Source organism: Bacillus sp. NPDC094077 (assembly GCF_050279465.1).
Lineage (GTDB): Bacteria > Bacillota > Bacilli > Bacillales > Bacillaceae_G > Bacillus_A.
The window spans coordinates 489,776-508,564 of record NZ_JBNNUF010000002.1; the positions used below are offsets into that span (position 1 = coordinate 489,776).

General features: G+C 34.0%; 8 protein-coding genes. 1 reads left to right on the forward strand and 7 read right to left on the reverse strand.

Features of this window, described 5'->3' with window-relative positions; genetic code table 11:
• Nucleotides 1–6 precede the first annotated feature (6 nt).
• Both ACQKNR_RS07415 and ACQKNR_RS07420 read right to left on the reverse strand, forming a co-directional pair.
• Nucleotides 7–1,437, reverse strand: coding sequence for an ABC transporter permease (locus tag ACQKNR_RS07415; RefSeq protein WP_427316575.1), 1,431 nt, complete (start codon nucleotides 1,435–1,437; stop codon nucleotides 7–9).
• A 351-nt stretch (nucleotides 1,438–1,788) separates the two neighbouring features.
• Entirely contained in the window at nucleotides 1,789–1,932 is a 144-nt protein-coding gene (locus tag ACQKNR_RS07420; protein WP_427316577.1) for a hypothetical protein, read from the reverse strand.
• A gap of 194 nt (nucleotides 1,933–2,126) precedes the next feature.
• Between ACQKNR_RS07420 and ACQKNR_RS07425 the strand changes: the two genes are divergently transcribed.
• Nucleotides 2,127–3,083, forward strand: a complete 957-nt coding sequence (locus ACQKNR_RS07425; protein WP_427316579.1) for an alpha/beta hydrolase — start codon at nucleotides 2,127–2,129, stop codon at nucleotides 3,081–3,083.
• Between the two features lie 112 nt (nucleotides 3,084–3,195).
• On the opposite strand, the gene ACQKNR_RS07430 is transcribed toward ACQKNR_RS07425, so the two are convergent.
• The 5 genes from ACQKNR_RS07430 to ACQKNR_RS07450 form a co-directional block, all read right to left on the reverse strand.
• A complete protein-coding gene (locus tag ACQKNR_RS07430; protein WP_427316581.1) occupies nucleotides 3,196–4,650 on the reverse strand; it encodes a pyridoxal phosphate-dependent decarboxylase family protein in 1,455 nt (484 codons plus the stop codon).
• 55 nt (nucleotides 4,651–4,705) lie between these two features.
• Nucleotides 4,706–11,716: an amino acid adenylation domain-containing protein gene (locus tag ACQKNR_RS07435; RefSeq protein ID WP_427316583.1), complete on the reverse strand. Its 7,011-nt coding sequence runs from the start codon at nucleotides 11,714–11,716 to the stop codon at nucleotides 4,706–4,708.
• A gap of 32 nt (nucleotides 11,717–11,748) precedes the next feature.
• The gene (locus ACQKNR_RS07440; protein ID WP_427316585.1) at nucleotides 11,749–12,726 is read right to left on the reverse strand and encodes a SagB/ThcOx family dehydrogenase; all 978 of its coding nucleotides are present in this window, start codon (nucleotides 12,724–12,726) and stop codon (nucleotides 11,749–11,751) included.
• Between the two features lie 815 nt (nucleotides 12,727–13,541).
• A complete protein-coding gene (gene pulA, locus ACQKNR_RS07445; RefSeq protein ID WP_427316587.1) occupies nucleotides 13,542–16,112 on the reverse strand; it encodes a type I pullulanase in 2,571 nt (856 codons plus the stop codon).
• A gap of 488 nt (nucleotides 16,113–16,600) precedes the next feature.
• The gene (locus tag ACQKNR_RS07450) at nucleotides 16,601–18,304 is read right to left on the reverse strand and encodes a M4 family metallopeptidase (RefSeq protein WP_427316589.1); all 1,704 of its coding nucleotides are present in this window, start codon (nucleotides 18,302–18,304) and stop codon (nucleotides 16,601–16,603) included.
• Between the last annotated feature and the right edge of the window lie 485 nt (nucleotides 18,305–18,789).

The following is an 18,789-nucleotide window of genomic DNA, read 5'->3' on the forward strand; positions in this document are numbered from 1 at the left end:
GCCTCCTCATTCATCTTTTAAAAGAATTTGTTTTGGGTTTAAGCGTAGAATAGATAATGCTGGAAGAAGCGTTGCTATTATAGCAATAGCTAGCCCAATCCCTCCCATTTTTCCTACATCCTCTCCCGTTACACTTACATCAATCTTATCAATTGGTTCCTCTGTCTGGTTTTGTATAGCACCGCCAGGTCCAGACACCATTACAGTACTACTTTGTGGGGTTTCTTTTTCTTCGCTTGCTGTAGCAATTTCATTAGAAAGTAAATTATCCCCTATGATTTGAGAAACTTTAGCTCCTGTTGTTACGGATAATCCAAATGCTAAAATAGCAATGCATACGACTTCTACTACGAACTGCGCCATCAGTTTCCATTTCTTTTCTCCAATGGACAGTAAAATCCCCATTTCCTTACGGCGTGCTTTAATCGATAACATAATGATTAACCCTAAGATAATCGCACCTGCAATAGATACAATATAAATAATCACTTGAGAAGTAGATGAGATATTTTCGATAGGGCCAATCATTTGTTTGTACAATGAATCATGTGCATCTAACTTAAAATAATTAAAATCAATATCAGATTTTTTTGCTTCTTTTTTAAATGAATCAATGTCTTGTGGATCTTTCAAGAAATACACGACTTGAATGCTACTCATACCTTGATCTGCTTCTAATTTTTTCATAGTAGAGTGCGGCATATATAGCTTATTAGCTGGATCCATTATAGGAGGGGCCTGTTGACCCAGTGCTTGTTCATTCGTTTCGTAAATACCGATAATTTCAACTTCAAGAGTTTCCTTCTTATCCCCTGATTGAATTTTAACTTTGTCTCCTACTTTCAAATTGTTTAGTTCCGCTAATCGTTTTTCCATTAAAGCTACATTCTGATCTTTCATCTGTTCTGTAATTGGTTTCCCATCAATGATTTTACTTTTTCCGTTTTTAAAGCTTTCTTGTAATGCAGTCTTGCGAACTCCCTCTATCATAAAAGAAGAATTCATATCTATTTCTGTACCTGAGCTTGAACCGCCGCGTACACCCGCCATTCCCGCTTTACCTTTTCCTTCTTTTTCTCCTTCTGAAACTCCTACTAGTTTCAACCCATCAGAAATTCCGAAAGTATTGGTTATGTAATTATAGTCTTTTACATACTTTGACTTCGCTAATTGATCTGCTTCTTTTGTATTGAGCTGCGGCGGATTAGGCATCTCTCCAGTTTCCCTAGCTTGTTGACCTAATTTGTCAAAATCAAGACCTAAAGTAACATCTGCACCCAGTTTTTTTCTTGCTGCATCAGCAGCTTTTTTTGATGCATTTTGGATTGTGAATCCTGCCAACACTAAATTTGTAACAATTAGGAAGACTGCCATCAAAATTAATGATGTTCCTACTCTTTTTTTCATACTGAGAATTGCACGTTTAATAAAATTCATTTTTTTCTTACCTCCTTGATAACTTGTATTCTATATAAGTTATCAAGAGTCTATATGGAGCTAATCGGTAGTTTATCTAGAGCTATCTGGAGTTTATATGTAGTTAGTTATGTATATATTTCTTGCAACGCCTGTTCCAAAGTTTTGTATCATCAATACAGGTGAAGAAATTGCGAAAACATGTTATAGGAAGAATGCAATGTAACATGTAGCTGGAAATAAAGAGGGTTCAGCGGATGGAATTCATACAGCTATTCAAGAATTAATAGCTGTATGAATTCCCCATTTATAACACCTTTAAAGAGACTGTTAATAAAATAAGACCTAACTCTTATACAATTCCCCAATTAATTAACCTTCTTTTAAAGAATACAAATGTTTTAATCCTTTCCGAGTATGAATTCGAACAGGTATCACTTGCAATATGTCATTAAAATAAAACGGATCATCACTTGGTTCAATTAGAAAACTAAGTGTAAATAAATAAAACGACATGAAAACACTTTGCTCCTAAATCAACTACCTGTATTATTATGAAACTCCTTTTTGAGAGAGGTTTTAATTTCCGAACATTCTGTTGACTGTTATAACATATCCAATTTACAATTTAATTGTGATGTTTTTTCACAATTAAACTACTTAGAATACACTTCATTTATTTGAAAACAATTACAAATAGAGGTGCTAAAATGAAAAAAAGAGTAAATCCAGAGTTATTACAAGGGTTAGAGATGTTTCCAGATCTCGATTTACGCCCAGAAAACTTGCAATCAATCAGAGAAGGAATAGCTCAAATGAGACCACCTGCAGTTGTTGATGAATCCCTTTCGTTAACAGATGAAGTCATTGTTGGACCAGATGCTAATCCGTTACCATTAAGAATTTATAGTCCAAAGTCAAATAATGAATCTTCACCTGTCTTATTATGGATACACGGTGGTGGTTATATGTTAGGGTCTATAGATGATAACGATGATACTTGTATGAGGTTTGCAAAAGAAGCTGGCTGTGTGGTCGTGTCTGTAGACTACCGCTTAGCTCCTGAACATCCTTACCCAGCAGCAATTGAGGATTGTTATTCAGCTTTAAAGTGGATTGCTGATAATGCAGAATCATTAAACATTGATTCAAATCGAATTGGGGTTGCAGGAGCAAGCGCTGGTGGTGGACTAACAGCAGCATTATCATTATTAGCCCGAGATCGAAAATATCCTTCGATTTGTTTACAAATGCCACTCTATCCAATGATTGATGACCGAAATAATACACCTTCAACGAATGAAATTAAAGAGGGATTTGTTTGGAATCAAAAGGCAAATGAAGCTGGTTGGAAAATGTATTTAGGAGAAATGTATGGAACGGATCAAATCCCAGCCTATGCAGCGCCTTCTCGAGCAGAGGATTATAGTGATTTGCCATATACTTACACATTTGTTGGTCAATTAGATCCATTCCGCAGTGAAACATTAACCTATGTAAGCAAACTAGCGCAAGCTGGTGTTGATGTCGAATTTCATTTATATCCAAATGCCTATCACTGGTTTGAAGGATTAAATCCAAATGCCGATGTATCTATTTACGCTGTGAACGAAATGGTACAAGCAGTAAAGACTGGTTTCAAAAGAGTATCTAAGGTTGAGGCTTAATCCCTTTACAAGAGAAACACTCATAAATAGTATAGAGTGTTATTATCATTTAAATATAATAGCCGATTCTCGTTTAGAATCGGCTATTAATATGTAAAATCCACCTAATATATCAAGATTGAGAAACAGAAATAAGGTGTTTAGGCGACGTGTTTATTTCCTCTGCCAATGCCTTAATGTTCATCATGATTTGAAGTATTTCTTCTGTTGTTGTCCTCGGATTGATAGAGCAAAGTCGAATTACTACTTTTTCTTTCAATCTAGTCGTACTTAGCATAGCAAATCCTCTTTGATTAATTTCTTCCACCAGTTTTTTGTTTATTTCATGAATTGTATCTGTAGACGTTAGCTTACAAGGAATATAACGAAAAGTAACAATTCCTAATTGGGCAGGTGTTACCACTTCCCAATCTTTTTCTTTCCTTAAAAACTCTTCAACTTGTTCAGCCAACATAATGCCATGATCAATTGCCTCACGAAAAGCTGTAACTCCAAATACTTTAAAAGAAAGCCATACCTTTAATGCCCTAAATCTACGAGAAAGTTCAATTCCACGCTCCCCAAAATTCACTTTTTCTTCTATATTAGTTTCCGTATCCTTAATATACTCAGGGATCATACGGAACGTTTTACTTAAATATTGGCTATTTCGAATGAGTACACAACCAACATCATAAGGCTGAAAAAGCCATTTGTGCGGGTCTAACGTCAAAGAATCCGCACGATGAATTCCTCTTAACAACTCACTTCCTTTTTCACTGAGAATTGCTGCAGCCCCATAAGCCCCATCCGCGTGTAGCCATACATCTTCATCATTACAAAGATCAGCCAATTCATTGAGGGAATCAACCGCCCCACAATTCGTTGTCCCTGCATTAGCAATAATACAGAATGGTTTTTTCCCTTTTAATCGATCTTCTTTTATTTTCTTTTTTAAAGTACTAACTGAAATTCTTAAATCTTCATCCGTTTCAATTCGGCAAATTTGATGATGTTTAAACCCTAATACTTTAAGTGCTCGATCTACAGAAAAATGAGTTTGGTTAGAGAAATACACAACCGCATTTTCTATGTCATTATTCAGCTTGACCTGTCTCGCTACAGTAAGTGCAGTCAAATTAGCCATGGAACCGCCACTGACAAATAGCCCTTCAGCTGAATCAGGGAATCCTATCATTGATTTTAACCAATTGATTGTCGTTAATTCAATTTGTTCAGCACCTGCACCTACCATCCAAGCTGTAGGAAATACATTAAACCCACTTGCTAAAAAATCTGCTACTACACCAACATAATTATTAGGACCTGGCACAAAAGCCATAAAATGAGGATGATCCACATGAGTAATTTGATTAAACACATTGTTATTAAGAAAATGAAGTAATTCTTTTGGATTGGATCCGTTTTCTGGAATCGTTTCAATTAGCTTGTCTCTAAAAATATTACTATCAATCGTTTCCGAAACTGGTTTACTTTTTAAATGATTCATATGATCAACAATCAAATCAACCGCTTGATATCCTAACTGACGCATCTCTTCGGCTGATAATTGCAGGTTTTTTGTCATTTGGTTTACTCCTATTCTATTTAAAAAGGCGAGTTCTTGCTCGCCTTTTCATTTTTTATAATTTGTAATCACCGATTGCCTGTATTGGATTTTGAAGAATCATTTTGATTAACTGATGGATGTGATTCAATATTTCCTGTATTTTCTCCGCTTCATATACGGTTTGATCATATCCAAACTTTATTGTAAGTTTCTCTTCAGGGAAGCACATAATTCCATACTTTACATGCGGCTCATCAACAACTTCGTAATCTGTGATGGCAAAATTTCTGTTTTCATTTGAAGAAAAGATAGCTGGGTTAGTTGGGTAGTTTTCAAAAACCCAAAGATGATCAGTCAACTGATTTTTTAATTCACTTTGTTTTTGTATATCAACAAATGAATAGTATGCATACTCATTACATTTCAATGTTTCTAGTTGTACTTTTTGCAGGAAGTCCACAAAAGATTGCGTTTCTGTCCATGCTAGTCGGATAGGCAAAATATTTGTGAACAGACCGAACATATTTTCAATCCCTTCTACTTCGGGAGGTCTGACTGATACTAGATTAGGTAATACTACTTCTCTCATTCCGTTGTATTTGCCAAACAATATTCCCCATACAGCTAGTAATGCCGAATTCATAGTTATATTGTTTTTAGTTACAAATGTCTGTAACTGATTAGTCAAATCCTTATCCAATGTTAAATCCATAAATGTAAAGTTTAACCCTTCACTTTGAGTTGGTACTTTCTTTTTAGGAATACTAATTTTTCGATTGTATCCTGATAAATAATCCCGCCAAAAATGACGTGCTTTCTCATGATCTCGTGCTATAGTCCAATCTATGAATGTCTCAAAAGGTTTTACCATAGGTAACTCCACCGTAGTTCCCGCATTTATTGTTTCATAGAGCTGGAATAATTCGTCTATCAAAATGCTGACGCTCCATCCATCACATAATAGATGATGGGAACTCCAAACTACCTTATGCTCGTTATTACCTAGTTGGAATATACAGAGACGGGTCATGAGTTCATCATTTTTGAATCCTTGACTTAAATTTTCATTTATCCACTGATCTAGGAATTCTTGCTGTTCTTGTTTCGTCATCTCAATCAAGCTTTTTATCTCTGAAATCATTTGAACATCATGTAGAACAGCTTGCCAAGGTTGTGCTTGTTCATCTTGTACAATTATCGTTCTTAAAGAATCATGACGATCAACTAATTGTTGGAAACACTGAATAAAGAGATTAATATCCAGCTCCCCCTCAAGTGTCCAAATTGTTTGTTCAAAATATGCATTTGTATCAGGCTCAGTTGCAGCATGTTCATAAATAACTTCCTGGAAAGGTGCCAATGGGTAAATACGTTCTATTTTTATTTCCGGCATTTTTTCTTGTATTTTGGGCAGTGTATGCTGATTAAGTTGTTTATCTTTAACATTTAGTGATGTAACTTGATTATCATTCATTTTGTTTACACCACTTGTTTGTGAACTTGAAAGATGGTCAAGCTTTTTAACAAATCGAGCCATGTCTCCTAATATAGGAAATGAAAATAGATTTTTTGGCTCTAGCTCAAATCCTTGTCTATACAGTCTGACGGAAACTTGAATCGCTTTTATCGAATCTCCACCTAAGGCAAAGAAATGATCATTTACTCCAACCCGATCTACTTTGAGTACTTCTTGCCAAACACTAGTTAATATTTTTTCCATTTCAGTTTTTGGAGCAATAAATACTTCATTTTTTTGTTTCTCCGGAGTAGGGAGCGCTTTTCTATCTAATTTCCCGTTTGGAGTCAAGGGTAATTGTTCCAAATAAACAAAATAAGAAGGAATCATATAATCTGGCAAGTGATCTCGCAAATGCTTTCGTAGTTCTGTTGTGCTAATATTTTGCTCAGTTACCACATATGCGACTAAAAATTTTATTCCATTCTCATCTGTCTGATCAATCACTACAGCATGTTCGACTTGTTTGTAAGTGAGAAGACAATGGGCGATTTCTTCTAATTCTACTCGATATCCTTGAATTTTCACTTGATAATCTTGGCGTCCTAAAAATTCAATATATCCCTCAGGATGCATTTTTCCACAGTCTCCTGTCTTGTATATAAGACCAAAAACAGGATGTGACACAAATGCTTCATTCGTTTTTTGTTCATCATTTAAATATCCTTTAGCAAGGCCCGCTCCCCCGATATATAAATCCCCAATTACACCAACAGGACACATTTTCTTTTCATAGTTCAACACATAATACGTTTGGTTTGCCAAAGGCATCCCATATGGAATACTATTCCAATGTGATTTCACCTGTTTGACCGGATAATAAATTGACCAAATCGATGCTTCTGTTGCTCCTCCTAGTGAAATTACTTCTGCAATCGGAAAATGTCGTTTTATTTTTTCGGGTAAAGAAAGTGGAATCCAATCTCCACTATGTAAAACTAAACGCAAGGAAGAATGTTCAAAATGAGAACCTACTTGCTCCAATGCCAAATCCATGATTGCAGGCACTGTATTCCAAATTGTAATTCCTCTACGTTCGACGGTACGGATTAATTCTTTCATGTCTCTTGGGTCACGAATCATTACCAACATTGCACCTGTGCTTAACGTTCCGAAAATATCGTATACAGATAGGTCAAAACACATGGAAGAAATACCAATAATACGATCATCTTCATTTACCTGATATTTTTGATTAATATCTTGAATGGTATTTGCAACCGCTTGGTGAGTAATAATTACTCCTTTTGGTTTTCCTGTACTTCCTGAAGTGTAGATAATATAGGCAAGATCTTCTGGACCAGCAATAGCAGGCATATCTTCTGTTGTATATAATGACAAATGTTTTTCTTTATAAAGACTCGATTCTAATAAAAGTTTGCATGAGCTATTTTCTAAAATATATGTTTGGCGATCTAAAGGATGGTCGGGATCAATTGGAACATAAGCGGCACCTGCTTTTAAAATACCTATCATATTAGCAATTGTGTCAACTCGTCTTTGTGCTAAAAGACCAACTTTGTCACCTAGACCAATTCCTTGTTCTTTTAAAAAGTGCGCAACTTGATTGGAGCGCTTATGGAGCTCTGAATATGTTAACCAGTCTCGTTCAAAAACCACTGCTACTTCATCCGGTGTACGTTTTACTTGGTCTGTAAATAATTGATACAGAGTAGTTGAAGATATTTTTTCTGTTGTCTCATTGTATTGCGCAATTAAAGTTTGATCCGATTCTTTCATCTGCAAAGATGTTACATCACTTCGTTTCATCAATTGTTCTAACAATTCAACAAATTGAGAAAACATTACTTCTATCACCTCAACATCAAACAACTCTTCAACATAGTTCCAGCTAATTAATAACTCTCCATTTTTTTCAATTACCACATTATCCAAATAAACTTGTGGAGTCCGAGCATGAATATGGCGAAGAGAACCAAGCTGTTCCCAAGCAAAAGCACCTGCACCTGCTAGCATCGAGGTGAAAACAATTGGCATAACTGCTTTTGGAGTCATTTGGTGATATCGAGTAAAATCTCGAATAAAGTTAACTCCATCGTAATGCCGATGTTCAAGACCATCTAATAAAGTAGATTGCGTTTGTTTGACTCTCGTAAAGAAAGATTGATCTGGATTCACATCAACATCCAACAAGATAAGTGAGGTGAAATCTCCCACAATTTGTTCTACTTCTTCATGAACAGGATAACGGTTAAATACAGTCAAATTAATTGCCAATCGACGTTGATTACTCCAATATGCCAACACATCACCATATATTGTACAAAGTAGAGCGGAAGGAGTTACCTCTTTCTCCTGTGCTAACTTTCGTAGCTTTGTCCATTTTTCATTGTCCACGATCTTAGTAAGTGATTGGAATTTAGGAGTAGCAATCTCTGCCGGATTCTTTTTTAACAGCAAAGAAGGCGCAAACGGAAAGTCAGGAAGCTTACTTGTCCAATAATCTTTTGCTGTTTTATATTCTGTACTTTGTTCCATTTCATCATAGATAAACATGTAATCTTGAAAATCAAAAGATAGAGGTTCTAATCTTTGCTCTGGTTTATAATAATAATGAAACAAATCCTGTCCAACAATGTTCATACTAGCTCCATCCATTAATAAAGCATCATATCGAAAACATAATAAATACGTGTCTTCTTTTAAAAGAAAGGCTTTTAATTCAAACAAAGGCCATTGCCCCAAAGGGAATACATGGTTAGTCATTCGAGAACGTTCTTCTTGCAAGCGAGCATTTTGTTTCACACCATCTAAATCTATGAGACTCACTATTTCAATCTCGTAATCAGGAACGCTTTGTAATATTTGCTGTTTTCCTTCTGGTAAAATTACAGCTCGCAACATTGGATGACGATGAATTACCTTTTGAAAACTTTTTGAAAGACGATTGATATCCAATTTTGATTCATATTCAAAATATGTTTGAGGTGAAATACCACTTAATTCAAACTGTGAATTCCGTCCTAACATGTACGCTGTCTGAACCTCTGTTAAGGGAAATGGCTTAGACAAATCTTTAACATGAGTTGGTCTATTTTCAAAGTTTTCCTCTTTATGCTCTACCTCTACACAAGAACTAAGTTGAGCAATCGTAGGATGTTTAAAAAAATCTGTTGTACTTATTTTCAAACAGTCTTTTCTTAATAAATTAATTATTTGTAGTGCTTTAATCGATTCTCCTTTTAAAGCAAAAAAATTATCATAAATACCGATTCCCTCAATCTCCATAACTTTTTCCCATGCATGCACCAATTTTTGTTCAATTTCATTGCGCGGAGCAACGTATGGAATTGATACATAATCCGTTTGTGTTATATCCAATAACCTTTTCCTATCTACTTTCCCATTTGGATTCAATGGAATCTCTTCCACCTGAATCATTTTTTCAGGAATCATAAACTCAGGTAATTTATCACTTAAATATTTTCTGATTTCACCAAAAGGGACCTTATTATCCGATACATAGTAAGCAGCTAATAATTTCCTATTTCCATATACTTGATCAACAACGATAGCTTGGTTTATTTCTGGATGTTCCCTTAACTGGGTTTCGATTTCTCTTAATTCAATTCGATACCCCCGAATTTTTACTTGATGATCCATTCGACCTAGATATTCAAGTTCTCCATTAGGCAACCAACGAACGAGATCACCCGTATGATACATCATTTCTCCTGCCGTAAAAGGACTCGGTACAAACTTTTCATCTGTCAGTTTAGGTTTACCAAGATACCCTCGTGCTACCGCCACGCCAGCAATGCAGAGTTCACCCGGAATGCCAAATGGTTTTAATTGGCCATACTTATTCAATATATAGGAATGATAATTCGGGTTGGGATTTCCAATCGTAACTTCTTTGGCGGAGCTCAAATCCTTTACTGTTGCACAAATGGTTGTTTCTGTAGGACCATAAATATTTAAAATTGTCGCTTCACTGATACATCGAATTTTTTCAATCAAATCAATGGAAAATGCTTCTCCTGCTAACAAAATAGATTTTAAATTTTTTAGAAAATTCGCCCCTTCTGGATCACTCAAAATCACTTCCATTCGCGATGGCGTTGATTCCCATAAATCCACCTTATGTTCTTTGACCAAATGTGCCAATTCTTTTGTTGCAAACTGGTCCTCTGTAGCAATGACTACTTTCGAACCTTGCGTTAAAGGAAGACATATTTCTAACAAGGAAATATCAAAAGATACACTAGCAAGAAACAAGAATGACTGATTATCTTTTACTTTTTCTCTCATTACACTTAAAAAATGGACAAGAGATTTCTGCTCCACCATTACACCTTTTGGATTTCCTGTCGATCCTGATGTGTAAATAACATAAGCCAAATCATTAGGATCACTTTCTCGCACTAAATTACTTTCTTCACCTTGGAAGAGATATTCCTCATCAAGATATAGCACTTCACCAGCAAATTGTGGAAATTCTACTTCGGTTCGCTTGCTAAGTAAACATTTTGCTTGACTATCTTGTAACATATATTCAATTCGTTCAGTTGGATAATTAGGATCGATTGGTAAATACGCTGCTCCTGCTTTTAAAATCCCCATCATACCAATGATCATTTCCAATGACCGGTCTACCATAACTCCAATAATACTTTCTTTCGAAACACCTTTACTTTGAAGAATAGAAGCCAATTGATTTGCTTTCTTATTCAATTCTCTATATGTCAAAGATTGATCATTACAAACAACCGCAATTTGATCTGGGGTTTTTAACACTTGCGCTTCAAACAAATCTTGAAATGTTTGAGACAAGTCTATGCCCGTTTGAGTGTTATTCAATTCTTCTAGCAGCTCTTTCTCTTCTTCTGAAATGATACAAATATCTTTCACAGCTAAATTCGAATTTCTTGACACTTGCTTTAAAACATAAAGATATGAATTTGCAAACTGTTGCAAAGAAGAGAATGAATGAGACTTGAAAGAAATTTGAAATTCAAATTCATTATGTATTTCATTCCATTTTCTTTGTATCCAGATGGCTAAATTATTCTCTGCATATTCTTCTATCGAATTTTTATTATGTAATCCTTCCATCCCAAAAACAATTTGAAAAGGAGTTAAATGGTGTTTCGCTAATAACTCAGAAAGTGGATACCCCTGATTGTCATATCCGAATAAAGTCGTTTGTTCAATCTGATTTACTACTTGTTTAAAGCTGTGATGCGGATGGATTTCACTTCCTAAAGGGATCAATTTATTAAGATTCTCGCTTTGTTCAAGATTTTTTTCGATTACAGGAATACCAATAGTAATTCTTTCTTGATCTGTATAGTGTGTCAAACAAATCCTTAACGCGGCCTGTAACCAGCTAAATAATAATAAATCTTGAGACTTATTTACTTTTTGTATACTTTTACTAAACTCTGCATTCATTATGACTTGAACGTGCTCGCAAGGATTTTCTTTATTTAGTTGGTAACCGCTATTAAATACAGAAAAATCGAGAACCTCGGAAGATAATTGCTCCTTCCAAAACGCCTCTACCCCTTTATTTTCATGAATCGAACTTCGATCTTTAATGTGCATTTTTATCTTTATCCCCCTAATATTCATTTCATCTATTCGTTAATTTTCATGCCAACTTCAAGCCCATGGAGAAATACTTGATGGTTATCCAAACATAAAAATTGCTGAATCTCTTCAAATTTCATATGACCAACTGAACAAACTCCTAAATTTAATGTCTCAGCCACCATATTTAAGGTAGCGGTGATGATGCCTGACTCAATACAAGCAAATAAATATCCATCTGAACCGTATTTCGGGATGGAAGCGTTCGCATTATAGACTAAATAAACTGAAAAGGCAGACTGAGTAAATAAATCTTGGTTAATTAGCTCATGATCACTTTTGATTACTTGATCAATATTGTTAACAACCACCAGACTATTTTTCGATGGGTTATAATAATAAAAACCAGCTTTCATACCTTCTATACGTTTTGGTTTTATATAAATAAAGATATCAATTGGGTATAGTCCGCCTGCACTTGCGTAATGATAGTATATTTTTTCTTCCTCAACCTGTTTTAGAGTTGATATGAATTGGGAAAATTCTAAAAAACTAATATGTTTTTTCATATCAAATTGGCGACAAGACCTACGCTCCTTGATTATAGTAGGTAGCTCATTTGTTGTTTCAAGTTGAATTTCGGTTGACCGCACAGCATGGTGCGTTCGATTCAATTGTTCACTCATATACATATCTAAATCTTCTTTAGAAAAGCGAATCTGGTCGCTATATGGATTCGGAAAAATCTTTTCTTGTGTAGAAAATATTTCTCCTGGGTGTAATATGTTACTTACTAACACACGATTTTTTATCATAAGCTCTATTATTTTTTTTGTTTCTTCCTCATTACCTAACGAAAAGCGGTCTACTAGTTCATTAATCGTCACACCTTTTTGAGTCAAAAAATAAAACTCAGGAAACCACCCAGATAGAACACCTGTAAATTTCGTTTCTCCTATCAAAACTTCATTATGCAACATCTCCCAATGCTTAATAGGAGACCAGTAATAAATTTGCTCGCTCATATAACCCTCCATAAACGTTTAACTTATTTTTGAAATACAATTTTCTAATCTACAAAAAATAATTTTTAGATTCTACCCCTTGTCTCATAGTGATTATAAGCACATGTACTTCAACGAAGCTTGAGAATAATGAAATAATTTTTTCTTCATTAAATTTTTTTATTTCATCATAAAAAATGATTTTTCATTAGACATTTCACATCCTTTCCCATAGTAATCCTATAAGGTATAAACCTTTTAGAACATTAGGAATATTCATGTATTTCCAATGTGAAATTATTGTAATGGATTGGAAAGCAGATGGATATAGTTATTAAACAAAATAATATTGAGAAAGTTTTATTTGTTATAGCGATAAAATTTTCTAATGAGATTTATTACATATAGATTAAGAAAAGAATTTTAAATTTTTCTTTAGAAGTTAGTGTAAAATGTAACATACTATTACATACAAGTGAGTTACTAACATATCGTAATTAAAATAGAGAAAAGACACCTTGAATGGTGTCTTTTCTCTATTTTAATTCCATATACTTTTACGCCGATGTTCGAATGTATAATAAAAATTATATAAATTAAGAATGTATTTCAGATAATTTTATAAATAAATGCAAAGATATCTCCTCGCCATACTGTTACAATAGCAATAATCTCTTGTCTATTTCTTTAATTAAATTGTAATATAATTACAGTATGTGAAATTATATTACATTAACTTTAAAAAGCGAAGTGAAAACAACTTTCACTTCGCTTTTTTCATTTGCAATCCTTATTCAATTTACTTAATTCAGTATACACTTTCACATTATTTTCTTTTATTTAATCGGTTTCTCTGTTTTTAAAACAAATGAACTTAATGCAGGAACTTTAATTTTATTGTCATGGACAACATAAAGTGTTTTACTTCCCGCTTGTTTACCATCTACTAGTACTTTCCAAGGACCTTTCGATGGAAGCGTTATGTCAACGGATTCTCTATTTGCATTGTGAGCCACTGTAAAGTATTCGCTTTTATTCCCATTGCCCTTCCCATCTATTGTATAAGCTACAACATTTTTTTGAGCATCAATAAAAGAGACATGTTTTTTAATTTGTTCTACAGATGTCATTCGAAAAGCTGAGTACTTTTTGCGTAAATCTATTAAGCCCTTCATATAATCTACTTCATTATTAAACGCTGCACGGCGCAACCAATCCATTTGGTTAATTGAATCAGGAGATTTGTAACTATTATGATCACCATACTTTGTGCGCATAAACTCTTGTCCTGCATGTAAAAATGGAATACCTTGCGATGTTAATAAAATAGAAGAAGACAATTTATGCATTTGTTTTCGCACTTCTTCGCTTTCACCTGAATTAGTTAGCTCAAGTTTATCCCATAATGTATGATTATCATGTGCTTCCACATAAGTTAGCACCTGCTCTGGATCTTGATAGGTAGACGAATTTGTATCGTAGTCAATACCTGCCGTAATGCCTTTTTTAATGCGGTCTTCCATGTTTTGCTTTCCATTTACAAAACCATTATCTTTATCCTCAAATACACTGCCTTTCAATCCGTCGCGTATATTATCGTTAAAATGAGCAATCCCTGTCATTTTCTCCGCATTTTTTTGATTTGCTTTCAACTCAGCTGCAAGAGGGGTATTTAAATCCCAGCCTTCTCCATGCAGAATAATAGAAGGATCGATTTGATTAACACCTTTACGTATCTCATTCATCGTTTCAAAATCATGAATACCCATTAAATCAAAACGGAACCCATCTAAATTGTATTCTTTTGCCCAGTATGTGACGGAATCCACCATGAATTTCCTCATCATTTTTCGTTCTGAAGCAGTATCATTTCCTACTCCAGTTCCATTTGCAAATGTCCCATCTTCATTGTAACGATAATAATAACCAGGAACTAGCTTATGAAAATTAGATTCAGTGGCATTATACATATGGTTATATACTACATCCATTACAACACGAAGATTATTATCATGCAGTGTTTGAATCATTTGCTTTAATTCAGTTATTCGAACAGTCGGCTCATATGCATTTGTAGAATAGGAGCCCTCTGGGACGTTGAAATTTTTCGGGTCATATCCCCAGTTATATTGTGGTTCATTTAAATTCTCTTCATTTACTGAAGCATAATCAAATATCGGTAAAAACTGAACGTGAGTAACACCAAGATCTTTAATATGATCAAGTCCTGTTTTTACACCTTCAGGCCCTTTGGTTCCTTTTTCTGTTACACCTAAATATTTCCCTTTCTGCTTAATACCACTTTCAGGTTGGATGGAAAGATCGCGTACATGCAATTCATAAATAATAGCATCTTCCGGATTTTTAATTTTCGGCTTTTTATTCACTTTCCATTTTTTCGGATTTGTTTCTTCTAAATCAACAACTGCACCTTTATCTCCATTTACAGAAGCAGCACGCACATACGGATCGACCGCTTCAGTCCACTTATCACCAATTTTCACCTTATACGTATAAAAGAGACCCTTTTGGTTCCCTTTAAGTTCTGCTATCCAAGTTCCCTTTTCACCTTGTTGCATGTTTATTTCAGTACCTATTTTATCGTTCCATTTTTTATATGTAACTAACTTCGCTTCACTTGCAGTAGGAGCCCATAAACGGAACTTTGTATGTTGCGGAGTATATATATTCCCTAAATCATTACCACCATAATAAAATAAATTATCAAATTCCTCGCTACGGATGACTTTACCGATTTCAGTATTCACATCTGCTAAGTTTGCTATTTTAACTTTGTATGTTTGTTTTAAATCAATTTTCTGTTCCGTAATTATTTTCACCTTATTAGTAATATCTCCACTATTTGTATCATAAGGACTAATTCCCTTAATTTTAACGCCTTCAATTTCAATTTTCTGCTCTTGGATATTAAACGGGACATTAGTAGTTACAGTGATTTCATTGAAACTATCAATAGTTGCTTTTTGAATAGAGAGTTCAGAAGAGGGCTTAGAATCATATACTTTTTCATCACCCGAAAGAATCCATACTTCAGCACGACCGTCCTTTATATTTTCAATCCAACGATCACCACCATCTTTTTCCCACTCATTCGTACGAATGATAAATCCTACGCGATTATAGTCACCATCTATTTTTATCTTAGCGTACTTTCCAAATTCATCTTCACCAGTAAATTCATAAGATTTACCATTTGCATTTTCTCCCCATATCCAAAGATTCCAGTCTTTTGTATTTCCAGATTTCTCTTTGTAATGAATGATAATTTCAGTTGTTTTCGAATTTGAAACTGCCTTCACACTCTGAAAAGAGAAAACAGATGATAACATAACGATTATGGTAAGGAATAAAAATGATTTGTTAATTAATCTTTTTGTAATTTGCACCACATACACCCTTTCTTTAAATATTACAAGCGATTTATTATGCTCATACTAAATAACACTGCTTAAATTAATCTAGAAATCTCTTTTACTTCACCTCCATATTGGCTATTTTCACGTATGTATTTCAATGATCTCTTAATACGAAAGCGTTTGCATTAAAACTTAAAAAAATAGATTTGTTTATGCCTTCTTATATTTGTAAATAATAAAAGATCAGGGAAATCATTTTAAAGCAATCGTTTGTTATCGCTTTCATTCTATAGCACTTACTATTAAGAGGTCAATATATTATTAATTTTCTGTTTTTACACACTTTAAATTTTATATATTTGTTGCAACTTATTGAAGATAGACAGCATGAATATCGCTTAATAAGTTTATTTCCACTAATGCATTGCTACGTTACAAAAAAACAGCTAATATCTTAATATGATATTAGCTGTTTTTTTGTAACGTATTAATATATGAATAAGAACTATATTTCTAACTTACTTAATTTTTGCTGCATCAAATGCCTTTTGCACTGCTTGAACTTCAGCTGTATTCGCTCCATATTTATTAGTTGCCACTCGAATACATGCTGATTTCAATTCTTTGAAATTAGAAGTCATGTTTAATTCATCTGTATTTGCATAATAGAAAATATCAAACATTTTATCTTCACCAATTCCTTTAACAGTTACTCCGTTATGAGTTCCGCCTTTTGCAATGAGATACGCAACTTTATTAATAATGCTTGAGTTAAAATGAACACCGCCTTGATCCCATCCATTAAAATCGTTAAATTCACTGTAATCATCTGGATAAGGTACTCCAAGTGAAGATGGAACGGAAGCTGGGTTTTCCATATCACGGAAAACAGATCCAGTTTGTTCTCCCATTGTCCAGTTAAATGTTCCATTATTTACGTATTTCTCAATAGATGTTCCCATAATATCAGATAACGCCTCATTAATTGCACCAGATTCACCGTAATATTCAAGATTAGATTCGCTAGAAGTAACAGCATGTGTAAATTCATGTCCAGCTACGTCATATGCCTTGACAATAGGATCTCCATATACAAGCATACTTCCATTATTAGCACTTAATGCATTTTGCCAATTTTTCGGATCGTTCGTATCTTCAGAATCCCAAGCATGTACAACTGAAACTACCTTTTGTCCCTTATTATCAAAACTATTACGCTTGTATTTATCTTTATAAAAATCAAATACCTTTGTTGCTAAGTAATGAGCACTTACTGCTTTTGGATCGTTAAATGTTGTTGAAGTACTAGTTGCTAATGTACCAGGATAATAGCTTTCTTCTTTAGTAATATCTCTGTAATTCACATCATATGTTTCAATTCCTTGCCCTCTTGTATAATCAGCAAGTGCATATTTGCCATTGCTTTGTTTAGAGATACCAAATGAACGAGAAATACCTAAATCATCTTTTCCAGTTCCAGTTAATGATGTAAGACTGCTTTTTTTACTTTCCTTTAAAGCTCCAACTAGTTTTTCACTTGCTTTTAAGTTAGATTCTTGTACCATATTTTTTAACATATCCCCATTTTGGGCATTTACTAAATAAGTTCCAGAAATATAGTTTGGTGTTGCCGCTTCAAATGTAACTTGGTATGCATTTGAAGCTTGTCCATTATTTTCATCAACAAAAATAACTTCCTTAACTTCTGGTTCAGAAATAAACTTGATATCGTTCCCGTACTTCGTATAAATATGTTGTTTGGCTTCTTCTTTTGATAGCTTAATAGGCTTTTTCAAATCTTCTTGTTTTAAATTTTGCGCGCTATCGCCTGAAACACTTTTAATAACACCCTTATTATCTACGTGTGCAGTTAATTGGTGGCCATATACTTCTTTTCCTTCATATGTTTGCTGCATACGTACAAGTGTAGTCCCATCATACGAACCACGTTTTTGAAGAACTTTATAATCTACCCCTGTTTCTCCATTGACTTGTTTTGGAGAAAGAGCTTGTTCTGTTTTCTCCTTAAGTGCATCTTTTACTACATTCTCTGGTGCCTTTTGTGACGGTTGTGTAAGTTCACCCGAACGGAACGATTCCTCTTGAATTTGAACTTGTAGTTGATCTGTTTCCTCTGCATGACCTATTCCGTATGGTGCGACAGCTGTTAAAGCTAGTCCTGTTGTTAATGCTACCTTAGTTAATGTCTTTGTGTTTTTCATTTTTTCACCTCGTATAATTTTTAAAATAGAAAGCTTGTACAAAGTATACTGTCTATTTATGTCAGAAAAAAGGGAAAATACAAAATTTATGTAACATTATGCAAAATTACATAATATGTGGTCGATGATATAAATAAAGAACAACTCATATAAGTGCATTAATTTCACTAAAAAAAGAGCCCTATTATGCGCTCATCCATTTGGTTAGTTGTTAATTAACTGTATTTATTCTAATCAAAGTACACTTACATCTGAATAACAACATAAAAACCCACTCTTAACTATTTTAAGAGTGGGTTTAATACTATTAAAATAACAATTATTATAGGACATCTTATAATTTGAATTATTTATTTAAACTTATATTTCGGACATGAAGTTGGTTTAGAATAAAGATTGATCAAATTAATACTAATGGCCTTGATAAACAAGAAAAAAGAAAGTGAGCGTTTTGTATTATGGTGTATATAGTAGGTAAATACTTT